We start from the raw sequence: 20,602 nt of genomic DNA on the forward strand, positions 1-20,602 counted from the left end.
TTGCCGCAACGCTGGATTTCCGCCATGCCAACGTGGCACAATCCAGCATTAGCGGTTGCCGTCCACAAACGGGTAGTCACTTGGTTCAGTCGGTCCTGTTCTTCGTCCTCGGCTTTCTCTGCGCCGGCTTTCTGGCGGTTATGGTTGCTCCGGCGATATGGCGCCGTGCCGTCGCCCTGACGCGCAAACGCATCGAAGCCTCGATACCTCTGACGCAAACCGAGATCCTGGCGGATAAGGATCGCGTCCGCGCCGAGTACGCCATGTCGACGCGCCGCCTCGAAATCAGCGTCAAGGCTTTGCGCGAGAAGGCGGCCGAACAGCTCGTCGAGATCAGTCGTGGCCACGAGGCGATGAAGGGCCTGGCGATCGAGCGCATGGACAAGAACCAGGCGCTGAGCGAACTGGGTGCCAAGAGCGAAATGCTGCGGCAGCGCGAGGAGGAGTTGCACCGTCTGTCGGACCGGCTCAAGGAAACCGAACGCAAGCTGGAGAAGCGCGCGCTCGAGCTCGAAAAGCTGGGGCGCATGTATGACGACGCCAGCTTCTCCTCCAGCAGCCGGCAGATCGAACTCGTGGCGCGCGAATCCGAGATGCAGAAACTCGCCAGCGACATCGCGCTGCTGCGCGGCCAGCGCAAGGAGGCGGACAGGCGCGGCAAGGAGATCGCGGCCGAAAGCAAGGCCGCGCGCGACGCCGTGAAAGCCGAGAAGAAAAAGACCGCCGAGCTCGACAAGAAGGTCGAGCGGCTGCTGGCCACTCTTGCCGATCGCGAGGACAAGCTCGACCGTCGCGAAAAGGAACTGGCGCGGCTGCGCGACAAATTGAAAGCCGAGGACAGCACGCCGGCCCTGCGGCTGGTCGGCAGGGGCGGCGATATCGCCAAGAGCGATGATTTCGACAAGGCAATCGCCAAGCTCGACAGCGACCGCGAGCGGCTCGAGGCGAGGCTGACGGCGCTGGCGCTCGAGAACAAGCGGCTGAAGGCGGATCTCACCGCGCTGGCCGCGTCCAATCCCGCGGACGGCAGCTCCGCCTTGCGCGAGCAGATGAACGAACTGGCAGCGGAGGTCGTCCACCTGACGGCCAAGCTCGAAGGACCTGATTCGCCGATCGCCAAGGCATTGGCGGCACCGTCGGATGCTCGCTCCGGCAACGGTGACCGCAGTCTTGCAGATCGGGTGCGGGCGCTGCAGAAGGCTGACGCAGCAAGCTGAGATCAGTTCCTGTTTGCCGAGAAATGATGCAGCGCGATGGCTGACGCTGCGGCGACGTTCAGGCTGTCGAAGCCTTCCGACATAGAAATCCGCACGGTGTGCAGGCGTGCGAGCAGGCTGTCCGGCAAGCCTTCGCCTTCGGTGCCGAGATAGAGCGCCAGGCGCTCGCTTCGCCGCGCATCGCGTATGTCGGTCTGCCCGCGTGGCGACAGCGCGAATTGCGCGAAGCTCCGTTGGGCGAGCATTGGCGAGAAGCCGTCGGTGTCGGTGAATGACGCGAAAGGTATCTTGAGCGCGGCGCCGACGGAAACCCGGATCGCCTTGCGGTAGAGCGGATCGCAGCATGTCGCGTCCATGAGCACCGCATCGGCGCCAAAGGCGGCGGCGTTGCGGAAGATCGAACCCATATTGTCATGGTTGGCGATGCCGACGAGCACCACGACCAGCGCGCGGGCCGGCAAGGCATCGAGCAGGGCCTCGGCCGACCGCGGCGTCCCCTTGCGGCCTATGGCCAGGATGCCGCGATGCATATGAAACCCGGCGATTGCATCCATCACCGCGCCGGCGGCGACATAGACCGGCAGGTCCGCCGGCGCCTTGCGCAGGATGCCCTCGAGGCCGGCCAGCCGGTTTTCCAGGATCAGCATCGATTCGGCGCCAAAGCGCCCAGTCGAGAGCAGCAGGTCGAGCACCACCTTGCCTTCGGCGACGAAGCGGCCTTGCCGGCCCGCAAGGTCACGCTCGCGGATATCGAGATAGGCGGCAACGCGCGGGTCTTGCGGGTCGTCGATGCGAATGGGATCCATGCGTTCCTCGTGGCCACCGCAGCGGCCCAAAAATCCGGACCGATTGCCGAGGCTCACCTTTGGTTCGGAAAGCACGATGCGACAATTCAGGACGATCAGCTATACGCACATCGTCCTGAAAGAGTCGGCGAGGTAAGTGGCTATAGGGCGGTCAGGTTCCGGCGCGACGCAAACGGTGCGCCATCTGGGAGAGGTCCTCCTTGCCGCCGAAAATGCCGTCCAGCATGCCGAGCAGTTCGCGCACGGCATCGGATTTGCAGGAATAGTAGATCATCTGCCGGTCGCGACGGGTGTCGACGAGGTCGAGCGCCCGCAACTTGGCCAGATGCTGCGACAGGGCGGATTGACTGAGCATCACCTTCTCGGCGATGGCGCCGACCGACATTTCACCGTCGATCAGATAGCTCATGATCAACAGCCGTTTCTCATTGCCCATCAGCATGAGAAATTCGGCTGCCGATCCGGCATTCGCGATTAGCTTAGTCGAGACCATCGATCCCCCATGCTTCTTGTTCATCCTGACGCCATGGGGGCAATGGCATCTGATTCCATAAACTCAGTTGTGAATGGGCGCTGCGATTCAGCGTCACCGATAAAAGGTAGAACATTTCCTTCAAATCTCAAGTGTTGCTTTTTATTCAGCATGATTTAGTTCAATTTTGGCGTCGGCCGCGGCCCGGCCGGTCCTGACCATATCGACCAGAATGGGACGCAATTCGGGCGCCGCCGCCAGGGGTTGCGGAAAGAAGACCCGGCAGACATCGTCACCCGACACCAGATCCATGCCATCGGCATCGAATCCGGCAATAATCCAACCTTTGCCGGACACGTTCGCAAAATGCTGTGCATAAACGGCGATCGCATCGAGATGGTCGGCGTTCATATGATCGATGGCGGATTGTTCGCTCGCCGCCAGGTCCTCGACGATCGGTCCGCTGGTGAGCAGATGCGATCGATCGAGCTGATAGGCCTTGCCAAAGCCGCCGTTGAGGCTGGCGCGTTGCGGCTCGAGGCGGAAGATCGAAAAGTCGCCGAGACCGGCGTAGAGTTTCGCCTTGGGATTGCGGTTGAGATAACGGCGCTCGGTGCGGGTGTGTTCGCTCGATCCGCGCTCAATCCGTGCCGCCTGGCAGATCAGTGTCAGGCGCGGGTGCGCCAGCGGGTCGCCCTTGCCGGGTTCGCCAAGCAGCAGGGAACAGCGCGCATCGGCAAGCAAGGCGCCGGTGTGCGCCGAGAGCATCGACACCAGGATCAGCGGCGCGCCATCGATGTCGGTGGCCACGCCGACCCTGCTGACCAGCGGCGAACCTGTCTGTGGTTCGATCACTGCCAGCGCGCCAAAGCGGGCGCTGCGCAGGAGCGTCTTGCCCAGTCGGATCGCCTCGGCATCCGTCGCGCGGATCACGTCCTTCTTCGGTTCGTCCAAGGCATCACCGCAATAAGCTGATTTTACCTCTCCGCTTATCTGTCAAACAAACCGGATTTGACAAGGCCGTCAATCTCGTTTTTCGAAAACCCGAAGCGTGCAAGCACTGTCGACGGGGCGAGATCGTTGTCGGCGGGCTTGGTCGCCAGTGTCGGCCGCGAGCCGGAGAAACGCGGCGCCGGGGCCGGGCGCTCAAATGCGCCCGCCGTCACAAAGGCGTTGCGCACCCGATTGTGTGGGTGATGCTTGGCCTCCTGCAGTGACAGGACGGGGGCAACGCAGGCATCGGTTTCGGCAAACAGCCGGCCCCAGTCGTCGCGCGATTTCTGCCGGATCCGATCGGCAATGGCTGCGCGCATCGGCGGCCACAGGGCCTTGTCGTACTGGCCACGTACAAAACGCTCGTCGAGCGGCAGCAGACTGGCGAATTCGGCAAAGAATTGCGGCTCGAGGCAGCCGATGGCGACATGGCGTCCGTCTGATGTCTCATAGGTGTCGTAGAAGGGGGCGCCGGAATCAAGCAGGTTCGCGCCGCGCCTGTCGCTCCACGAGCCGGCCGCCATCAAGGCGTGCACGGGCGCCGCCAGCATCGAGGCGCCTTCGATCATCGCGGCGTCGATTACCTCGCCCTTGCCCGTGCGCGATCGTTGGAACAGGGCGGCCAGCACGCCGGCAACCAGCATCACGGCACCGCCAGCGTAGTCAGCGACGAGGTTGAGCGGCGGGACGGGGCGGTTGTCAGCGTGGCCAATTGCGTGCAGCAGGCCTGAATAGGCGAGGTAGGTGATGTCGTGGCCGGCGCGGCCCGCCAGCGGCCCGTCCTGGCCGAAGCCGGTCATGCGGCCGTAGATCAGCGCAGGATTGCGCGCCAGCGCCGCTTCCGGGCCGAGCGCCAGCCGCTCCATGACACCGGGGCGAAACCCTTCCAGCAACATGTCCGCCTTTTCGGCGAGGCACAGCACCAGATCGGTGCCTTCCCGGCGTTTCAGGTCGAGGCGCAGGATGGCGCGGCCGTGACGGTCGATGTTGTATTCATCCGGCAGTGACGGGGGAGCTCGGTTCGATTCTGCCCGTTCGATGCGCAGGACTTCGGCGCCCATCTCCGACAGCATCAGGCCGGCCAGCGGCACGGGGCCAAGGCCGGCCATCTCGATCACCTTCAGTCCGGCAAGCGGGCCGGTCTTCCCGGCAGCGGACAGGCCGGCGCTCATGACCGGCTATTTCGGCGCCATGCGAATGGCACCGTCGAGACGAATGGTCTCGCCATTCAACATCTGGTTTTCGATGATGTGCAGCGCAAGCGCCGCATATTCGGATGGCTCGCCGAGGCGGGAGGGGAAGGGCACGGCGGCGCCCAGCGAATCCTGCACGTCCTGCGGCATGCCGGCCATCATCGGCGTCTTGAAGATGCCGGGCGCGATGGTGCAGACACGGATGCCGGAACGGGCGAGGTCGCGCGCCACCGGCAGTGTCATGCCGACGACGCCGCCCTTGGACGCCGCATAGGCGGCCTGGCCGATCTGGCCGTCATAGGCGGCCACCGAAGCAGTGTTGACGATGACGCCACGCTCGCCGCCTTGCAGCGGATCGAGCTTCGCGGCGCGGTCGGCGACGAGGCGGATCATGTTGAACGTGCCGATCAGATTGACCTCGATCACCTTGCGGTACTGATCGAGCGGATGCGGACCATCCTTGCCGATTGTCTTCACGCCAATGGCGATGCCGGCGCAATTGACCAGGATACGCGGCTCGCCAAGCTTGGCCGCGACCTCGGCGAGAGCCGCAGTTCCACTGTCGGCGCTGCTGACGTCGCATTGGACGGCAATACCGCCGATCTCGGCCGCGACCTTCACCGCGCGCTCAATACCGACATCGAAGATGGCGACGCGGGCGCCCTTGGCGGCCAGCGCGCGCGCCGTTGCCTCGCCAAGACCGGAGCCGCCGCCGGTAACGATCGCGATCTGGCCATTCGGGTTCATGCCGACATCCTTTGATCTCAGGGACAGTGAAACGGATCAGGCGCCAGATCGACGGGGAAGGTCAAGCCATCGCTGCGATATGATCGGCAACCCTGGCCTGTTCGGCGTGGCAGACCTCGCCGGAGAGCCTGGCGACCGCGCCCGGTGCGATCTCGTGCGACAGCAACCGGTCGAGATCGACAGGGCGCGGCATCGAAATCTGGCCGCGCGGGATCCGCTTGAAACCGAGCGGTCCGTAGTAGGGCTCGTCACCGACCAGCATCACGGCGGGCGCGTTGGCCTTGGCGGCGGCCTCCAGCGCGATCGCCACCAGCCGGCGACCGATGCCGAGATTCTTGAAGGTTGGCCGCACCGCAAGCGGCCCGAGCATCAACGCGCGGCCGGCACCGGCAGCGATGCGGGTCATGCGCACCGAGGCGACGACGAGGTCGCCGTCGACAGCGACAAAGGACAGCGAGCGTTCGTGCCCGCCCGCTTCGCGGATCTTGTAGGCGGCCAGCACGAAGCGGCCGGGCCCGAAGGCTTCTTCATTGATGGCTTCGATCTGGAGGTCATGCGCCGGGGTTTCCGGCAGGTATTTCACGTCGGCAAGGCTCATGGTCTTTGCGATCCGGTATCGGAGGAAAGGTTTGCTGCAAACGGCAGCATTCGCCAGTCAGCGCTTCATCAAGCGCGGGCGCCCTTTCGTCGTCGGTCAAACCGGATCCAAGCAAAGTCGAACATGCGGATTGTCCGCTAGCATCAATTTCTTGCCGCTGCAATCGGCGGCTTGATGGTCCACCCGTCCGCTTGACGGTCTGTTCAGCGCCAGGTGATTTCCACGGCGTGGCTTCGCACCCTACATGGGAGCCAAGCAGGAAAGGACATTCGATGGGATTGCTGGTCGAAGGCAAATGGCAGGACCGCTGGTATGACACCAAGGACAGCGGCGGCAAGTTCGTGCGGGCGCAATCGCAGTGGCGCGACTGGATCACCCGCGACGGGACGCCGGCCGAGGGCCGCAGCCGCGGCTTCAAGGCAGAGCCTGGCCGTTATCACCTCTACGTCTCGCTTGCTTGCCCGTGGGCGCACCGGACGCTGATCTTGCGCGCGCTGAAGAAGCTGGAAGGCATCATTTCGGTGTCGGTGGTGCATCATTTCATGGGCGCCAATGGCTGGACGTTCGCGGCGCAAGATGGCGCAACCGGCGACACGCTCTACGGCCTCGACTTTCTGCACCAGATCTACACCAGGGCCGATCCTGCCTATTCGGGCCGGGTGACGGTGCCGGTTCTGTGGGACAAAAAGGAGCAGACCATCGTCTCCAACGAATCCTCCGAGATCATCCGGATGCTGAATTCGGCCTTCGACGAATGGGGCGATGCCAGCCTCGATTTCTATCCGAAGGCGCTGCGCGGCGAGATCGATGCGATCAACGCGCTGGTCTATCCCGCCGTCAACAACGGCGTTTATCGCGCCGGCTTCGCCACTACGCAAGGCGCCTATGAGGAAGCGTTCGGCGAACTGTTCTCGGCTCTCGACACGTTGGACGACCGCCTCTCAAAGCAACGTTATCTGGTGGGCGATCGCATCACCGAAGCCGACTGGCGGCTGTTCACCACGCTGGTGCGCTTCGACCCGGTCTATGTCGGGCATTTCAAATGCAATCTGCGCCGCATCGCCGACTACCCGAACCTGTCCAACTATCTGCGCGACCTCTACCAGGTGCCTGGCGTCGCCGGGACCGTGAACCTCAACCACATCAAGGCGCATTATTACGGCAGCCACGAGACCATCAATCCGACGCGGATCGTGCCGGTTGGCCCGGAACTCGACTATGGCGCGCCGCATGACCGCATGCGGTTCAAGAAAGCGGCGTGACCTACCAGTAGGGCGAGGGCTGCTCGCAGCCAAAAACCTCGGCGATCCGCCGTAGCGTCGCTGGCGTCGTGCCTTCCGGTAAACGGTCCAGGGGAAAGAAGCCGGACTCGGCGATCTCGCGGTCCGGCAGCTTCGGCGTCGTCTGGCTGAAATGCTCGATCAGATAGAAACCGACATGGTCGCGCCGGCTGGCGCGACGGTTGAAATGCATCGACTTCAGCGCCGGCGGCGAAGTCAGTGCGATGTTGCCTTCCTCGGCCAGTTCGCGCGCCAGCGCCTCGGCAAGCGTCTCGCCGGCTTCGACGCCGCCGCCGGGAAGCTGCCAGCCCGGCACATAAGTGTGGCGAATGAGGAAGATGGAATTGGACGCGGTGTCGTGGACGAGACCGCGCACGCCAAGCGTCATCGGCCGCCGCAGCACGAAATAGAGATGGAACAGCCGGGCCCGGAGGCCCGCCCAACCGGTCTGGCGGAAGGTCTTCTCCGGATCAGTCTCCATTAGGTGCGAAACCGTGGGTGGAAAGGAAACCTTGGGTGGAAAGCGGGGCGCCCGTCGCCTATGAAGGATGGATGTTCAGGCTCGCGCATATTTCCGATGTCCATCTGGGGCCGCTCCCCGATGTATCCTATCGCGATCTCGCCTCCAAGCGCGTGCTCGGCTACGTCAACTGGCAGCGCAACCGCCGCCGCCACATGCATGATGCCGTCATCGACGCGATCGTCGCCGACATCAAGGCGAACACGCCGGATCACCTCGCCGTCACCGGCGACCTAGTCAACCTGGCGCTCGACGGCGAGATCGAGATGGCCAGGCACTGGCTGGAGACGCTGGGATCGCCGCATGATGTTTCAGTCGTTCCTGGAAACCACGACGCGTATGTACCCGGCGCCTTCGACAAGATCTGCCGGTCCTGGGCGGCGTGGATGAGCGGCGACGGCATCAACACGCCGGTCGACCGTAATGCCTTTCCTTATCTACGCGTGCGCGGCGATGTTGCGCTGATCGGCGTCTCGACGGCGCGTGCCACGGCGCCGTTCATGGCCAACGGCTTCTTCATGGAGGGTCAGGCGAAACGGCTTGGCAAGCTGCTCGACACGACGGCCAGACAAGGGCTGTTTCGCGCGATCATGATCCATCATCCGCCGGTGCGCGGCGCCGTCCCTCAGCACAAGCGGCTGTTCGGCATTGCCCGCTTCCACAAGATCATCCGCGGCCATGGCGCCGAACTTGTCCTGCACGGCCATTCGCATCTGCCGTCGCTGTTCTTCATCGGCAACCGGGGCGCCAAGGTTCCGGTGGTCGGCGTCGCTGCCGCCGGTCAGGCGCCGGGCGGCAAGCACCCGGCGGCGCAGTACAATCTGTTCGACATCGATGGCGAAAAGGGCAATTGGCGGATCCGGCTGACGCGGCGCGGCCTGACCGGGCCTGCCATACCGCCATCCGATCTGCAGACGCTGGAGCTTGGCGCGGAGGCCGGCGCGGCTATGGCCGCAAGCTGAGAACCATGGCGACGATGCGGTCCCAGAACAGGACGACCGACACCGCCAGTCCGACCAGCGCGCCGGCGGCGATCACGCCAAGGCCGGACAGAAAGGCCGACCAGCGCTTGCTGCGCGTCGTCGACCGCAGTGGCGGTTCGGCTTCCAGTACATCGGCGCGTTTCATGCCGGCGACAGCCAGTTCGACCCCGCCTTCCATCATCCTCTGACGCTCAACGATCCGCTCGGCGACATAGCGCGTCACCTGATCCGCAACGGGCTTCATCTCGGTCGATTCGGCAAGCACCACCCGGCCGATGCGGGTGTCCTTGAGGAAGCGATAGGTGCGGCGGTCGCGCCCCATGGCGACATGGCTGACGGCGTCGATCCACAGGCGCGGCTGCAAGCCGGACGAGACGACAAAGTCGAAATTGTCCATGTCGGCGGGAACGTCGGCAAAAACCGGCGCCAGTTCGGCGGCAAGCAGATCGAGGCGCATGCGATGGGCCTCGCGCATATCGACGACGACGTCGTCGCGGTCGGCGAAGGCATTCTTCACATCACGGACGGCATCGGACAGTTGCTTCGACGGATCGATGGTCTTCTCGCCTGCTTCCTTCATCGGCGTTTGCCTCGCGGGTTTGGTTAACACGGGGTTAACACAGCCGCCGGCAAAATGCACTGGCGAGATCAACGGGATCGAGGCGTGTCCAGCTTAAGTGTTGTGCGCGAAAGGTCAGCTGGCCGCGGCAGCGAATTTCTGGCGCTGTGGCCTGGCGCGCCGGTTGGTGTTGCGGCGAATGATCTCGGCGACGAGGTCGGGTGCTTCCTCGGCCAGCATATGGCCGGCCTCCAGCACATGGTGGACATGAAAATGCGACGGCAGATCATCCGCCTGGGTAAAGGGCAGCACCGCGTCGTCGGTTCCCCACGCCACCATCACCGGCATGTTCAGCCCGTCGAGACGATCGTGCGGGATGACGCCTTGCCGATCGTCCAAGGTCATGGCGGCTGCGATCTCGGTCAGCTTCGGCATCTGGCCGGGACGTCCGCGCATCTCGCAAAGCATGTCCACGATGCGCTCCGGGGGCGGGCTGTGGGGGCCGGACATGGCAGCAAGGCAGGCGCGAATCTCAGACCGGTCTGCTGCGCCGGCATAGCGGCGCAACAGCGGGCCGTTGATCTCGGGGCCAAGACCGCCCGGCGCCAGAAGCGTCAGCGAGGCGACTTTTTCGGGCTCGGCCAGCGCCATCAGCATCGCCACCGCGCCGCCCATCGAGTGGCCCACGAGATGAACGCGCTTCAGTCTCCGTTCTGAGAGATCGGCGAGCACGGCCCTTGCCGCTACCTTGGCCGGACCGGCCGCGGGAAAATCGAGCGACAGCCCATGCCCCGGCAGATCATAGGCCAGCGTGTGCGTGGCAGGAGCCAGGGAGGAAATCACCTCGCGCCAGACATCGTGGCTGCCGCCGAAACCATGCAGCAGGACTATGGCCCTCGAGCCAGCACCCTGTTCGGCGGCAAAAAGCGATGCGGTCATGAAAGCTGATTTTTGTTATTGCAGGATGCGCGACACCAACTGTGGCTGAATTGCTCCTAGTCTAGCGTGATGACCAGTAAAATTTTCGCGATTTGTACGGTTGCGGACGAAACTCGGCCACCAACCGGCATTCGGCTGTTGGAGCGCAGGAAATCCATTGGGACGCGGCGCGCCTAATCTGCGGATGTCGATTGGAGATAGAGCGGTTCGTCACTTTTCCTGGAATTGCTTCTAGCTTGCGTTGCCGAGTCCGGCGGCGCGCAGAGCTTGGACCAGCCGGTCGGTCAGGTCGGCCGGATATTTCCGCTCTACGAAGGTCGCGCGCGGATCCGCTGCAAATTTTGGGAACTTGGTGTTCAGTTCGTCCAGCAGCGTGCTCACCAGATTATCCTGTCCGGCAACCTTGGCGCCGATCAGCCGCGCCGCCAGATAGTGCGATTTCGTTGCCGTCGTCCTCAGTGCCATGCTGGCCGCGACGGCCTTGTTCATGTCGCCGAGCATGAATTCGCCGACGAACAGCCCGTAGTCCCACCATGTCGGGTGGCCGCTGAAGGTCTCCGCCGCATGGGCCAGGATCGGCGTTCCCTCCGCGTATCGGCCGGCGAAAATCAGCCCGTAGCCGTAGGCGGCAGCCATGCCGAGATCGTAGGGATTGAGTTCGTAGGCCTTGCGCATCCAGCGGATCGCTTCGTCCGTATTGCCGAGACGCGAACTGACGTAGCCGTAGGCGCGATGTGCATAAGGGCTGGTCGGTCCCATCTGCACGCCGCGATGGGCAAACTCCACGGCCTTTTCAATCGTCGCATTGGGCGGATAGGCGTAATGATCGGAGACCGCCTCGACCTGCAAGGACGCAAGTTCCGAATAGACGAGCGAGGACGTCGCTCCGCCATTGGCCAAATTTTCGAGGCAGCGATAGGCAGCCTCATGGGTTCTGGCGTTCTGGTCGAGATAATATTTGTCGTTGAGCAGCAGGCATTGCGTCAGACCGTTTGGCGCACCGGTCTGCTCGATATAGTTGTAGATCGTGCCCGAGGCGGGAAGCGCCGAACTCAGCATGTCGGCGATACGGTCTTCGACTGCGGCTGGTGCGCTGTCGGCAGGGGTCAGATTGCGTGAAAGAAGCACCCTTCCGGACGCCATGCTTTGCAGTTCGATGGTGATATCGCCTGCGTTCGGTCCAGGCAGGATGTCGAATATGAAGCTGGTGGCATCGTCGGCCGGATCGGTGACGGTGTCGCGGCCGATGAAGTCGATCGTATCGAAGCCGCTGAGGCCGGCGCGCAGCGACGCGGCGACACGGCTGGCGTCAGTGCCTTCGGCCTTGACGTCGATATGGACGAGCGGCAGGTCGTCGGCCATTGCCGATGACGCAATGCTGCTGGTCGCGCCGGCGGTCTCAAGCGTTGCCGACATGTCGCCGCCGCCGGTCAGCAAGGCGCTGCTGCCCTGACGAAGGATCAGCACGCCCAGCATGGCGATGACCAGGGTGATCGCCATCCAGAAGAAGCGGAGATGGCGCACCACAGAGGGGGTGGGCGTCGCGGAAGCCGGCAAAACCGGATCCGGCATGCCCGTGCTGGCGTCGTTGGCCCGATCGGCAGATACAGTGCCGTCCAGCTTCAGCGCGGAAACATCCGGCAACCGGATCGCGTTCAGTTCATAGGCAGGAACATAGCCGCCGCGCGGAATGGCAATGCGGACCGGCTCGGCAATGCCCTCATTGGCAAAATAATGCTGCAGAAGCTCGCGCAGCCTGCCCGCCTGAACCCGCACCACGGCATCGGTGGACGGATCGAAATCGCCGTCCTTGCCGAAAACATCCATAGCGATGGAGAAGCCCTTGAGCCTATCGGCTTCGCCGGCTTGTTCGCGTTCGACAAGATAACGGAGCAACTTGCGCGCGCGTTCAGATCGTCCGAACGTTTGGCTGGCAAGCAGTCGCTCCAGTGTCTCGCGCACTGCGGGGGCGGCAGGCGTGGCATGCTGCAAGTGTCGATCCTCTCGAAGTCGGCACAGGTTGAGGCGCGATCATATAGTTCCCGCACCGCCACACAAGTATGCACCCATTATGCGATCACGTACCCCACTGGATAATTCTTTGGTGGTTAATGATGCGAAGGATCGGAACCGGTCACCGAATGGGGAGGGTTCCGACCCTTCGTTCTGGTCGTGCGTCAACCGGCCTTTTTGACGACGATACGGTTGGCCGCCGACATCACCGCTTCCAGCGAGGCGGCGACGATGTTGGTATTGATGCCGGCGCCGAACAGCTTGCCATCAGGATATTCCATCTCGACATAGGAGATGGCCGAGGCGTTCGAGCCGCGCTGCATCGAGTGCTCGGAATAATCGAGCACCGACATCTCGATGCCGAGATGGCGCGACAGCGCATCGACGAACCCGTCGATTGGACCGGTTCCGGTTCCGGTGATCGTCACTTCCTTGCCGTTGTCGAGGATGACCGCCTCGACGACGCGACGGCCCTTGATCTCGGTGCTGGGATAGGTGTGGTGATCGAGGAATTTCAGCCGCGCGGCCGGCTGATCGACATAGGTCTCGAGGAAGCGCTCGTAGATGCGCCTGACCGGCACTTCCTTGCCCTCGGCATCGGTGATCGCCTGGATCTCCTGGCTGAACTCGATCTGCAAATTGCGCGGCAGGTTGAGGCCGTAATCGGCCTGCAGCACATAGGCGATGCCGCCCTTGCCCGACTGCGAGTTGATGCGGATGATCGCTTCGTAGCTGCGGCCGACATCGGCCGGATCGATCGGCAGATAGGGCACTTCCCACAGGCTCGTGTTGGCCTTCTTCAGCGCCTTCATGCCCTTGTTGATGGCATCCTGGTGCGAGCCGGAAAAGGCGGTGTAGACGAGCTCGCCGACATAGGGATGGCGCTCGGGGATCTTCAACTGGTTCGAATATTCGTAGACATCCTTCATCCGGTTGATGTCGGAGCAGTCGATCCCCGGATCGACACCTTGCGTGTACATGTTGAGCGCCAGCGTGACGATGTCGACATTGCCGGTGCGCTCGCCATTGCCGAACAGCGTGCCTTCGACACGGTCGGCGCCGGCCATCAGGCCGAGTTCGGTGGTGGCGATGCCGGTGCCACGGTCATTGTGCGGATGCAGCGAGACCAGCAGGTTCTCGCGGTTGTCGAGGTTGCGGCACATCCATTCGATGCGGTCGGCGTAGATGTTGGGCGTCGACATCTCGACCGTCGACGGCAGGTTGATGATCAGCTTGTTGTCGGGCGTCGGCCTGACGATCTCGGTGACGGCGTTGCAGATCTCCAGCGCCACTTCGAGCTCGGTGCCGGTAAAGCTCTCCGGTGAATATTCGAAACGATAGCCGCCGCCGGCCTTGGCCGCCATGTCGGTGATCATCTTGGCCGCGTCGGTGGCGATGCGCTTGATGCCGCCGACGTCCTTTTCGAAGACGACGCGGCGCTGCAACTCACTGGTCGAATTGTAGAAATGGACGATCGGGTTGGTGGCGCCCTTGAGCGCCTCGAAGGTGCGGGTGATCAGTTCCGGCCGGCACTGCACCAGCACCTGCAGCGAGACGTCGGCGGGTACGTTGCCTTCCTCGATACACCAGCGGGCGAAGTCGAAATCGGTCTGCGAGGCCGACGGGAAGCCGATCTCGATCTCCTTGAAGCCCATGTCGAGCAGCAGGCCGAACATGCGCGCCTTGCGCTCGTGGCCCATCGGATCGATCAGTGCCTGGTTGCCGTCGCGCAGGTCGACCGAGCACCAGATCGGCGCCTTGTCGATGACCTTCGAGGGCCAGGTGCGGTCGGTGAGGCCAACGGTGGGGTAAGGTTGATATTTACGGGCTGCATCCGGCATGCCCCGGGCTGCCATGTCGGGCGTGCCCTTTGCCGCATCCTTGCCGGCTACGGCGGCATGGGAGCGGATTTCTTCTCGTGCGTTCATCGTCGTTTCTCCCGGCGGCTCACGGATCCACCCTCAGATGGATTGATGGCGAGCGGCGCCTTTACCAGATTTTCGTTCGCTTGATGTGACGTGCCAATTTTGAGACGGCCAAGGAGCATGCGCTTGCGCGGCGGTTCGACCGCCGGGCGCTCCTTCAGCGAACCCGGCGATCGCCGATAAGGCCGAGAAGAAGCAGGGTCGAAGCCAGCGCGCGCACGGTCTCACCGGAAAAACCGGTCGGACGGGAAGCGTTGGTGGCGCGCGTGTTCATGGCGGTTCTCATACAGGAGCGGCTTGTGGGAGGCAAGTGGGGGCCGCATGGCGGACCGGGTTCGGTTGGATATTATCGCTAACGTGAGTGCTCTTCCCCACGCGCTGCAAATGCGCCAGACTTGGGCGTCGAAGGGGCTGCGATGTCCTGTTGCCGGGAGGGGTCATCCATGAATTTCGTGTTCTTCTCGCCGCACTTTCCCGTCAATGGCGCGGATTTCTGCGACCGGTTGAAGAAGGCCGGGGCCAGGGTGCTCGGCATCGGCGACGCACCCTATGAGGCGCTCGACGGCAAGCTGAAGGCGGCGCTCAGCGAATATTACCGTGTCCCCGACATGGAGGATTACGATCCGGTGTTCCGGGCGATGGGGCATTTCATCCACAAATGGGGCCGTATCGACCGTTTTGAATCGCTCAACGAGCACTGGCTGGAGCTGGAAGCCAACATCCGCACCGACTTCAATATCTACGGCACCAAGCTCGATTTCGTGAAGAATCTGAAGCGCAAGAGCCGCATGCGCGCCTTCTTCCGCAAGAGCGGCGTCGACACCATCGCGCAGCGCAAATGCTCAGACCGGGCCGGCGCCATGACCTTCATCCGCCGCGTCGGCTATCCGGTGGTTGTCAAGCCCGACAGCGGCTCGGGCGCCTCGAACACGTTCAAGATTTCCAACGCTGGGGAGCTCGACCAGTTCTTCAGGGACAAGCCCGAGGATGTGACCTTCGTCATGGAGCAGTTCATCGAGGGGCTGGTGGTGACTTTCGACGGGCTGGTCAACCGCGATGGCGAGGTGGTGCTGGCCGCCAGCCACCGCTACGACCAGAGCGTCATGGAGGTGGTCAACAAGGACCGCCACATGAGCTACACCTGCTTTCCCCGGATCAGCCCGGCGGTCGAGGAGGCCGGCCGCAAGATCCTGAAGGCGTTCGACGTGCGCGAGCGCTTCTTCCACATCGAGCTGTTCGAGACCAAGGACGACCGCGTCATCGCGCTCGAGGTCAACATGCGCCCGCCCGGCGCCTGGATGACCGATGCCATCAACTACACCTTCGACATCGACGTCTATGCCGCCTGGGCCGACATGGTGGTCAGGGATGCCGCCGGCGGCCCCTACGAGGGCAAGTATTTCACCGCCTATGCCAGCCGCAAGCGGCGCCTCAGCTATTTGCACAGCCATGAGGACGTGCTAGCCGCCCATCGCGACAAGATTGTCCACCATCAGGCCATCGAAGAGGTTTTCAGCCGCGCCATGGGAAATTACGCCTACCAGATGCGCTCGAAGGACGAAGCGGCGCTGCGCGAAGCGGTCGCCTACATCCACGCGGAAAAGGCGTGAGGCGATGGACATCTCCTATCACAAGACTTTCGCCCGCAATCTCGACCGCGACATGGAATACAAGCGCTACGGCCATGCCGGCCGGCCGGTGGTGGTGTTCCCGACCTCGCAAGGGCGGTTCTACCAATTCGAGGATTCCGGCGGGGTCGGCGCGCTGGCCGAGTTCATCGACACCGGCCGCATCCAGCTGTTCACGGTCGACGGCATCGATTCGGAATCCTTCTTCGACAAGCATGCCGACGCCGCCCACCGTATCGCTCGCCACGAGGCCTATTTCCGCTACGTGCGCGAGGAGGCGCTGCCGGAATTCCTGTCCACGGCCGCGCAAGCCAATGGCGGGCGCAAGCTGAAGCCGCTATTCTGCGGCTGTTCGATGGGGGGCTACCACTCGTCGAACTTCGTCTTCCGCTTTCCCGAACTCGCCAGCGGCGTCATCGCGCTGTCGGGCGTCTATTCGGCCCGCGACTTCTTCGGCAAGGCGCTTGAAGGCGACATCTTCTACAACTCGCCGCTCGACTATCTCCCCGGCATCGTCGATCCCAAGCTGCTCGCCCGCCTGAAGGCGCTCAGGCTGATCTTCTGCTGCGGGCAGGGCGCCTGGGAGGAGCGCATGCTGGTCGAGACGCGCCGGCTGGAACAGGTCCTGCGCGACAAGTCGATTCCCGCCTGGGTCGACTATTGGGGCGGCGATGTCAGCCATGACTGGCCGTGGTGGCACAAGCAACTGGCCTATTTCTTCGGCCGCTGGCTGGATGACGATCTGATGCACAGGCTGGATTGAGGTGCATTGATATTCAGGTGAGGCTGGCCTGCAAATGGCGGCTTCCTGCGCTTCCGGTGCTCACGTACCTAAGTACGCTCCGCTCCGGTTCTCGGAAACCACCATTTTCGACTCAGCCAGACCTGAATCTCAACGCACCTTGGGCACAGACGAATGACCATACCCGACCCCATCCGCCACTTTTTGGAAGCCACCAATGCCGGCGACACGGAAGCCTTTCTCGACACGTTCACATCAGACGCATCGTTGAGCGACTGGGGCCGGTCTTTCCAGGGCCGCGAGCAGATCGCGGGCTGGAACCAGTCGGACAATATCGGCGTGCAGTCCCATCTCCGCATCGTCCGTATCGCGGCGGCCGAAGGCACCTATCGCGTCCGCATCGCCGTCACAGGCAACGGCTTCAACGGCGAGGGCGACATGACCTTCACGCTGCACGGCGATCGCATAGCGAGCCTCGTCATCGCCTGACTTTCACTGGTCAGCGAGGCGCTGCAGGCGGGCAAACTGAGCACGACGACCATATCGATGGCCGCGGCCAGTTCAGGATGCTGTGGCCATCCAACCGCTATCTGTCGCCGAAGGTTCGCGTCTTCGTCGACTTCCTTCCTGAGCGGCTTGCTGTCGGGCGATAGGCCAGGAAGCCGAGCGGCTCACGGTCTTGTGACTTCCCTGACGTCTCGCCAAAATATGATTACTTTCATCAAGTTTGCTATGGAAACGCCGGCGACGCTGTGGCATGCCCGACGATGGGACGACGCTGAGATCTTTCTGGCGGCTTCGTTTCAACCGCTATCGAAAGGCTCGAGCATGGACCAACTGAGCGCGCTAACCCGTATCAGCGACGAGGCGATCAGGTCGGTGATGGACCGGCTGCGCGCCGAGCACGGCGAATTCGAGATCGACACCGGCATCGCCAACCGATGGGAGCTTCGCCTCTACTACGGTTCGTTGAGCGCTACGCTCGAAGATGAAAGCGTGCTGATCCAGGTCGCGGCGCAAGACGAAACCTGCCTGTCCTACATGAAGATGACGGTCGCCGGCCATATCGCCGAACATCTCGGCACGACCAGCGGCATCCATTGGCAAGGCGATGGCAGCGATGCCGGCATGCCGGTGTTCTTCCGCGAGATCACGGTGATGTCGTCGACGCGGATTTCGGCGCACATGCAGCGCCTGCGCTTCGCCGGCAGGGATCTCGCCCGGTTTACGCATGGCGGCCTGCATATGCGGCTGCTGCTGCCGCCACGCGGCAAGCGGCCGGTCTGGCCGTCGATGGGCGTTGACGGGCTGCTGGTCTGGCCCTCGGGCCACGATGCCCTTGCCGTGCGGGTCTACACGATCCGGGCGGTGGATGCCGCAAGCGGCTGGCTCGATGTCGATTTCGTGCTGCACCCCGGCTATGACACGCCAGCCGCCACCTTCGCGCAAAACGCGCGGGCGGGAGACGTCATCGGCATGATCGGACCTGGCGGCGGCGACACCCCCGTGGCGGAGACCCTGCTTCTACTCGGCGACGACACCGCACTGCCCGCCATTGGCCGGATCCTCGAGCATATGCCGCCGTCAACCCGCGCCGAGGTCCTCATCGAGGTCGATCGCCCGGAGGACCGCATCGCGCTGGCGCAAGGGGACAACATCGACGTCACCTGGCTTTACCGGCATGGTCGCGAGGCCGGCACCGGCGGCCTGTTGCCGGCCGCCTTGCGCGAGCGCAGCCACATGGCGCTTGCCGACGGCCTCCATGTCTGGGCCGGTTGCGAATTCGGCGATTTCCGCGAGATCCGCAAGATCGTGCGCAAGCAATGGGGCCTGTCGCGCGACCGGCACCTGGTCACCGCCTACTGGCGCCGGAGCGCGCAGGGTGATGATGAGGGCGACGACGAATAACTGGGGTCACTTTTGGGCGACTTGCGTCAGTCATGGCGGGCCAGGAAGGCCTCGGTGACAGCCATGCAATCCTGCCTTTCCTCGACATGCGGCATGTGGCTCGAGAGCGGGAAGACATGGCCCTCGACCGTGGGAATATGGTCGAGGAAGGGTTGGACACAGGCTGGCGTGGCTTCATCGAAAAAGCCGCGAAAGGCCAATGTCGGCGCCTCGATCAGCGGCAGCCGGTCGATGATCGTCCAGTCGCGCATGGTGCCGACGACGTGGAATTCGTTGGGACCGTTCATGGTGTGATAGACGGTGGGATCGGCGTCGATGGCGGCGAAGGTGCGCGCCACCTCCGCCGGCCAAGGCACGACGCGGCAGACGTGCCGGTCGTAGAATGCCCGGGTCGCCGAGAGATAATCGGGATGGTCCGTCGTGCCGTCCGCTTCGTGGCGATCGAGCGCCTGCCGCACCGCCGCCGGCAGCTCCGCCCGCAACTGCCCCGCGCCTTCGACCCACAGCTTCATCGAGGCAAGCGAGTTGGCGAGCACCAGTGCCTTGAGGCCCGATGGCCGGCGCACCGCGTGCTCGGCGGCGAGCATGCCGCCCCAGGATTGGCCGAGCAGGGCGTAGCGCTGCTGGATGCCCAGATGGGCAAGCAGCGCATCCAGTTCGCCAAGGAAGAATTCGACCGTCCAGAAGTCGCCGCCCTTGTCCGGCAGATGGGTGGATCGGCCGTTGCCGATCTGGTCGTAATGGATCACGGCGCGGCCGAAGCCGGCAATGTCCTTGAAGCTGTCGACATAGTCGTGGGTACAGCCGGGCCCGCCATGGGCAACGACCAACGGCAGCCTGGCGGAGTCAAGGTCTCCCGTCACACGGTACCAGGTCTTGTATGGCCCGTAGACGCTGAAACCTTCCGATACTGCAAGATCGTCCATCGTGTTCCTCCGCCTGGCTGGCTCGGCGGCGACCGCCGATCAGCGGCCTCCGACGTTGTTCGCGGCAAAGGGTATAGAGACGGACGGGCAGGCGACCAGCTAGCAATAACGTTAGTTTTGACCGATCTGGCGGGACCGGTTCTGGCCCTGGCTGATCGGTCCAAGCAACCGGTAATGGGCCGCCAGGGCAATGGCGTGGAAACGGTTGCGGGCGCCGAGCTTGCGGCTGGCGGCGTTGAGATGCAGCGTCGCGGTCGGCACGCTCCGGCAGATCTCATGGGCGATCTGCTTGGCCGTCAACCCGCAAGCCGCCAGGCTCAGGCACTGGCGTTCCCGCGATGTCAGGTGGAAATACTGGCTTGTCCTGGTGCGCTGGTCGAAGCCGGCATAGACGCAGTCATGGAACAGGTGGCCAAGGTCGCCAATGCCTGGCAACATCATCTGTGCCTCGGCTTCGAAATTCGGCTCCGGATCGAGGCGGATCGCAGTGAAGGTAGCGAGATCGCCGCCGTCGAAGCGGATGGGTACCGTCACGCCGCATGTCATCTTGGTGTCCAGGAGGTAGCCTACCACCGGATCATGCTTGCGCTGGAGGATGCGCCGCATGACCGGGCTCTGCGACCCCTTGTGCGACCATAGGAACGGTCGTGACACCGCGAGTGCCGCCTCCTGCACCGGATCGATCTGATAATAGCCACCCTTGCACCAGAGATCCTGCATGCCGGACGGCACGTTGGCGAGCGCCATCAGCGAAGGCGTGATCAATTCGCCATCGTGGCTGACCGGGACCGGCGTATAGTCGTAGATCAGCGAGGTGAAGCCGGCGGGCGCAAGCACACGCATCGCTGCCGCCATCGCGGCCTCGACATCCATCCCTATGTGAAATTCACTTTCGAAATCGCCGGACACGCCCTGCATGAGCAAAAGCTTACTCGCCAGCCAATGTTTGTCAAACGGGCATGTTCACCAAATGCCCAACAAATGAGCAATACGCGGTCACGGCTTGTTGTCCGCGACGCGTCCGCGTGCCAAAACTATCTTTATTCACAGCTATCCCGCCGGGTTTCGCGCGCCATAGGCTGTGTGCGATGGATCACGGTCCGGCGTGTGCCTGGCGCACGTTGCGGATCACCCACTTTCCCAAGAGGAGCAA

20 protein-coding genes and 1 pseudogene are annotated in these 20,602 nt (G+C 63.4%); 8 read left to right on the plus strand and 13 right to left on the minus strand.

What is annotated here, in order from left to right:
- Positions 1–80 precede the first annotated feature (80 nt).
- Positions 81–1,217: a coiled-coil domain-containing protein gene (locus ACFFNA_RS14955; RefSeq protein WP_378919371.1), complete on the plus strand. Its 1,137-nt coding sequence runs from the start codon at positions 81–83 to the stop codon at positions 1,215–1,217.
- Between the two features lie 2 nt (positions 1,218–1,219).
- Here ACFFNA_RS14955 and ACFFNA_RS14960 read toward each other — a convergent pair whose 3' ends face one another.
- The 6 genes from ACFFNA_RS14960 to ACFFNA_RS14985 all read right to left on the minus strand — a co-directional run bounded on the left by ACFFNA_RS14960 (position 1,220) and on the right by ACFFNA_RS14985 (position 6,026).
- Complete coding sequence (locus ACFFNA_RS14960; RefSeq protein ID WP_111543703.1) at positions 1,220–2,023, minus strand: TrmH family RNA methyltransferase; 804 nt, start codon at positions 2,021–2,023, stop codon at positions 1,220–1,222.
- 151 nt (positions 2,024–2,174) lie between these two features.
- The gene (locus tag ACFFNA_RS14965) at positions 2,175–2,516 is read right to left on the minus strand and encodes an ArsR/SmtB family transcription factor (protein ID WP_111543704.1); all 342 of its coding nucleotides are present in this window, start codon (positions 2,514–2,516) and stop codon (positions 2,175–2,177) included.
- A gap of 141 nt (positions 2,517–2,657) precedes the next feature.
- The gene (locus tag ACFFNA_RS14970) at positions 2,658–3,449 is read right to left on the minus strand and encodes a HugZ family pyridoxamine 5'-phosphate oxidase (RefSeq protein ID WP_378919372.1); all 792 of its coding nucleotides are present in this window, start codon (positions 3,447–3,449) and stop codon (positions 2,658–2,660) included.
- Between the two features lie 35 nt (positions 3,450–3,484).
- Positions 3,485–4,660 carry a CaiB/BaiF CoA transferase family protein gene (locus ACFFNA_RS14975; RefSeq protein WP_378919373.1) on the minus strand — a complete coding sequence of 392 codons (1,176 nt, stop codon included), beginning with the start codon at positions 4,658–4,660 and terminating at the stop codon, positions 3,485–3,487.
- Between the two features lie 6 nt (positions 4,661–4,666).
- Positions 4,667–5,428, minus strand: a complete 762-nt coding sequence (locus ACFFNA_RS14980; protein WP_378919375.1) for a 3-hydroxyacyl-CoA dehydrogenase — start codon at positions 5,426–5,428, stop codon at positions 4,667–4,669.
- Positions 5,429–5,489: 61 nt separating this feature from the next.
- Positions 5,490–6,026, minus strand: coding sequence for a GNAT family N-acetyltransferase (locus ACFFNA_RS14985; protein WP_378919377.1), 537 nt, complete (start codon positions 6,024–6,026; stop codon positions 5,490–5,492).
- Between the two features lie 272 nt (positions 6,027–6,298).
- On the opposite strand from ACFFNA_RS14985, the gene ACFFNA_RS14990 reads away from it, so the two are divergent.
- The gene (locus ACFFNA_RS14990) at positions 6,299–7,288 is read left to right on the plus strand and encodes a glutathione S-transferase family protein (RefSeq protein ID WP_111542804.1); all 990 of its coding nucleotides are present in this window, start codon (positions 6,299–6,301) and stop codon (positions 7,286–7,288) included.
- 1 nt (position 7,289) lies between these two features.
- On the opposite strand, the gene ACFFNA_RS14995 is transcribed toward ACFFNA_RS14990, so the two are convergent.
- On the minus strand, positions 7,290–7,787 hold the full coding sequence (locus tag ACFFNA_RS14995; RefSeq protein ID WP_378919379.1) for an NUDIX domain-containing protein: 498 nt from the start codon (positions 7,785–7,787) through the stop codon (positions 7,290–7,292).
- A gap of 71 nt (positions 7,788–7,858) precedes the next feature.
- Here ACFFNA_RS14995 and ACFFNA_RS15000 point away from each other — a divergent pair, with 71 nt between their 5' ends.
- Positions 7,859–8,788 carry a metallophosphoesterase family protein gene (locus ACFFNA_RS15000; RefSeq protein WP_111543705.1) on the plus strand — a complete coding sequence of 310 codons (930 nt, stop codon included), beginning with the start codon at positions 7,859–7,861 and terminating at the stop codon, positions 8,786–8,788.
- Here the strand turns inward: ACFFNA_RS15000 and ACFFNA_RS15005 are convergent.
- The 4 genes from ACFFNA_RS15005 to leuA form a co-directional block, all read right to left on the minus strand.
- Complete coding sequence (locus ACFFNA_RS15005; protein WP_111542806.1) at positions 8,772–9,389, minus strand: hypothetical protein; 618 nt, start codon at positions 9,387–9,389, stop codon at positions 8,772–8,774. The genes ACFFNA_RS15000 and ACFFNA_RS15005 overlap by 17 nt on opposite strands.
- A gap of 114 nt (positions 9,390–9,503) precedes the next feature.
- Positions 9,504–10,307: an alpha/beta fold hydrolase gene (locus tag ACFFNA_RS15010; protein ID WP_111542807.1), complete on the minus strand. Its 804-nt coding sequence runs from the start codon at positions 10,305–10,307 to the stop codon at positions 9,504–9,506.
- 231 nt (positions 10,308–10,538) lie between these two features.
- A complete protein-coding gene (locus ACFFNA_RS15015) occupies positions 10,539–12,299 on the minus strand; it encodes a tetratricopeptide repeat protein (protein WP_378919382.1) in 1,761 nt (586 codons plus the stop codon).
- 185 nt (positions 12,300–12,484) lie between these two features.
- A complete protein-coding gene (leuA, locus tag ACFFNA_RS15020; protein WP_378919384.1) occupies positions 12,485–14,248 on the minus strand; it encodes a 2-isopropylmalate synthase in 1,764 nt (587 codons plus the stop codon).
- Positions 14,249–14,688: 440 nt separating this feature from the next.
- On the opposite strand from leuA, the gene ACFFNA_RS15025 reads away from it, so the two are divergent.
- From ACFFNA_RS15025 to ACFFNA_RS15045, 5 genes and pseudogenes are all read left to right on the plus strand, one after another.
- Complete coding sequence (locus ACFFNA_RS15025; RefSeq protein WP_378919386.1) at positions 14,689–15,855, plus strand: ATP-grasp domain-containing protein; 1,167 nt, start codon at positions 14,689–14,691, stop codon at positions 15,853–15,855.
- Between the two features lie 4 nt (positions 15,856–15,859).
- Positions 15,860–16,636, plus strand: coding sequence for an esterase family protein (locus ACFFNA_RS15030; protein ID WP_378919388.1), 777 nt, complete (start codon positions 15,860–15,862; stop codon positions 16,634–16,636).
- 153 nt (positions 16,637–16,789) lie between these two features.
- Entirely contained in the window at positions 16,790–17,104 is a 315-nt protein-coding gene (locus ACFFNA_RS15035) for a nuclear transport factor 2 family protein (protein WP_111542812.1), read from the plus strand.
- Positions 17,105–17,136: 32 nt separating this feature from the next.
- Positions 17,137–17,268 (plus strand): annotated as a pseudogene (locus ACFFNA_RS15040) (LysR family transcriptional regulator); the annotation flags it as partial.
- 175 nt (positions 17,269–17,443) lie between these two features.
- A complete protein-coding gene (locus ACFFNA_RS15045; RefSeq protein ID WP_378919390.1) occupies positions 17,444–18,523 on the plus strand; it encodes a siderophore-interacting protein in 1,080 nt (359 codons plus the stop codon).
- A gap of 26 nt (positions 18,524–18,549) precedes the next feature.
- On the opposite strand, the gene ACFFNA_RS15050 is transcribed toward ACFFNA_RS15045, so the two are convergent.
- Together ACFFNA_RS15050 and ACFFNA_RS15055 are read right to left on the minus strand one after the other, a co-directional pair.
- Positions 18,550–19,449 (minus strand): proline iminopeptidase-family hydrolase, encoded by a 900-nt coding sequence (locus ACFFNA_RS15050; protein ID WP_378919392.1) that lies wholly within the window; start codon positions 19,447–19,449, stop codon positions 18,550–18,552.
- 111 nt (positions 19,450–19,560) lie between these two features.
- Positions 19,561–20,367 (minus strand): helix-turn-helix transcriptional regulator, encoded by an 807-nt coding sequence (locus ACFFNA_RS15055; protein WP_378919394.1) that lies wholly within the window; start codon positions 20,365–20,367, stop codon positions 19,561–19,563.
- Positions 20,368–20,602 lie beyond the last annotated feature (235 nt).

It is taken from the genome of Mesorhizobium kowhaii (genome assembly GCF_042431665.1).
Classification (GTDB): domain Bacteria; phylum Pseudomonadota; class Alphaproteobacteria; order Rhizobiales; family Rhizobiaceae; genus Mesorhizobium; species Mesorhizobium kowhaii.

Bases quoted from the DNA above. Each gene is read 5' to 3' on its own strand.
- ACFFNA_RS15005 (WP_111542806.1), bottom strand. From the start codon at position 9,389: ATGAAGGAAGCAGGCGAGAAGACCATCGATCCGTCGAAGCAACTGTCC.
- ACFFNA_RS14965 (WP_111543704.1), bottom strand. From the start codon at position 2,516: ATGGTCTCGACTAAGCTAATCGCGAATGCCGGATCGGCAGCCGAATTT.
- leuA (WP_378919384.1), bottom strand. From the start codon at position 14,248: ATGAACGCACGAGAAGAAATCCGCTCCCATGCCGCCGTAGCCGGCAAG.
- ACFFNA_RS15035 (WP_111542812.1), top strand. From the start codon at position 16,790: ATGACCATACCCGACCCCATCCGCCACTTTTTGGAAGCCACCAATGCC.
- ACFFNA_RS15050 (WP_378919392.1), bottom strand. From the start codon at position 19,449: ATGGACGATCTTGCAGTATCGGAAGGTTTCAGCGTCTACGGGCCATAC.
- ACFFNA_RS15010 (WP_111542807.1), bottom strand. From the start codon at position 10,307: ATGACCGCATCGCTTTTTGCCGCCGAACAGGGTGCTGGCTCGAGGGCC.
- ACFFNA_RS14960 (WP_111543703.1), bottom strand. From the start codon at position 2,023: ATGGATCCCATTCGCATCGACGACCCGCAAGACCCGCGCGTTGCCGCC.
- ACFFNA_RS14990 (WP_111542804.1), top strand. From the start codon at position 6,299: ATGGGATTGCTGGTCGAAGGCAAATGGCAGGACCGCTGGTATGACACC.
- ACFFNA_RS15025 (WP_378919386.1), top strand. From the start codon at position 14,689: ATGAATTTCGTGTTCTTCTCGCCGCACTTTCCCGTCAATGGCGCGGAT.
- ACFFNA_RS14975 (WP_378919373.1), bottom strand. From the start codon at position 4,660: ATGAGCGCCGGCCTGTCCGCTGCCGGGAAGACCGGCCCGCTTGCCGGA.
- ACFFNA_RS15030 (WP_378919388.1), top strand. From the start codon at position 15,860: ATGGACATCTCCTATCACAAGACTTTCGCCCGCAATCTCGACCGCGAC.
- ACFFNA_RS14995 (WP_378919379.1), bottom strand. From the start codon at position 7,787: ATGGAGACTGATCCGGAGAAGACCTTCCGCCAGACCGGTTGGGCGGGC.
- ACFFNA_RS15000 (WP_111543705.1), top strand. From the start codon at position 7,859: ATGTTCAGGCTCGCGCATATTTCCGATGTCCATCTGGGGCCGCTCCCC.
- ACFFNA_RS14985 (WP_378919377.1), bottom strand. From the start codon at position 6,026: ATGAGCCTTGCCGACGTGAAATACCTGCCGGAAACCCCGGCGCATGAC.
- ACFFNA_RS15045 (WP_378919390.1), top strand. From the start codon at position 17,444: ATGGACCAACTGAGCGCGCTAACCCGTATCAGCGACGAGGCGATCAGG.
- ACFFNA_RS14980 (WP_378919375.1), bottom strand. From the start codon at position 5,428: ATGAACCCGAATGGCCAGATCGCGATCGTTACCGGCGGCGGCTCCGGT.
- ACFFNA_RS15055 (WP_378919394.1), bottom strand. From the start codon at position 20,367: ATGCAGGGCGTGTCCGGCGATTTCGAAAGTGAATTTCACATAGGGATG.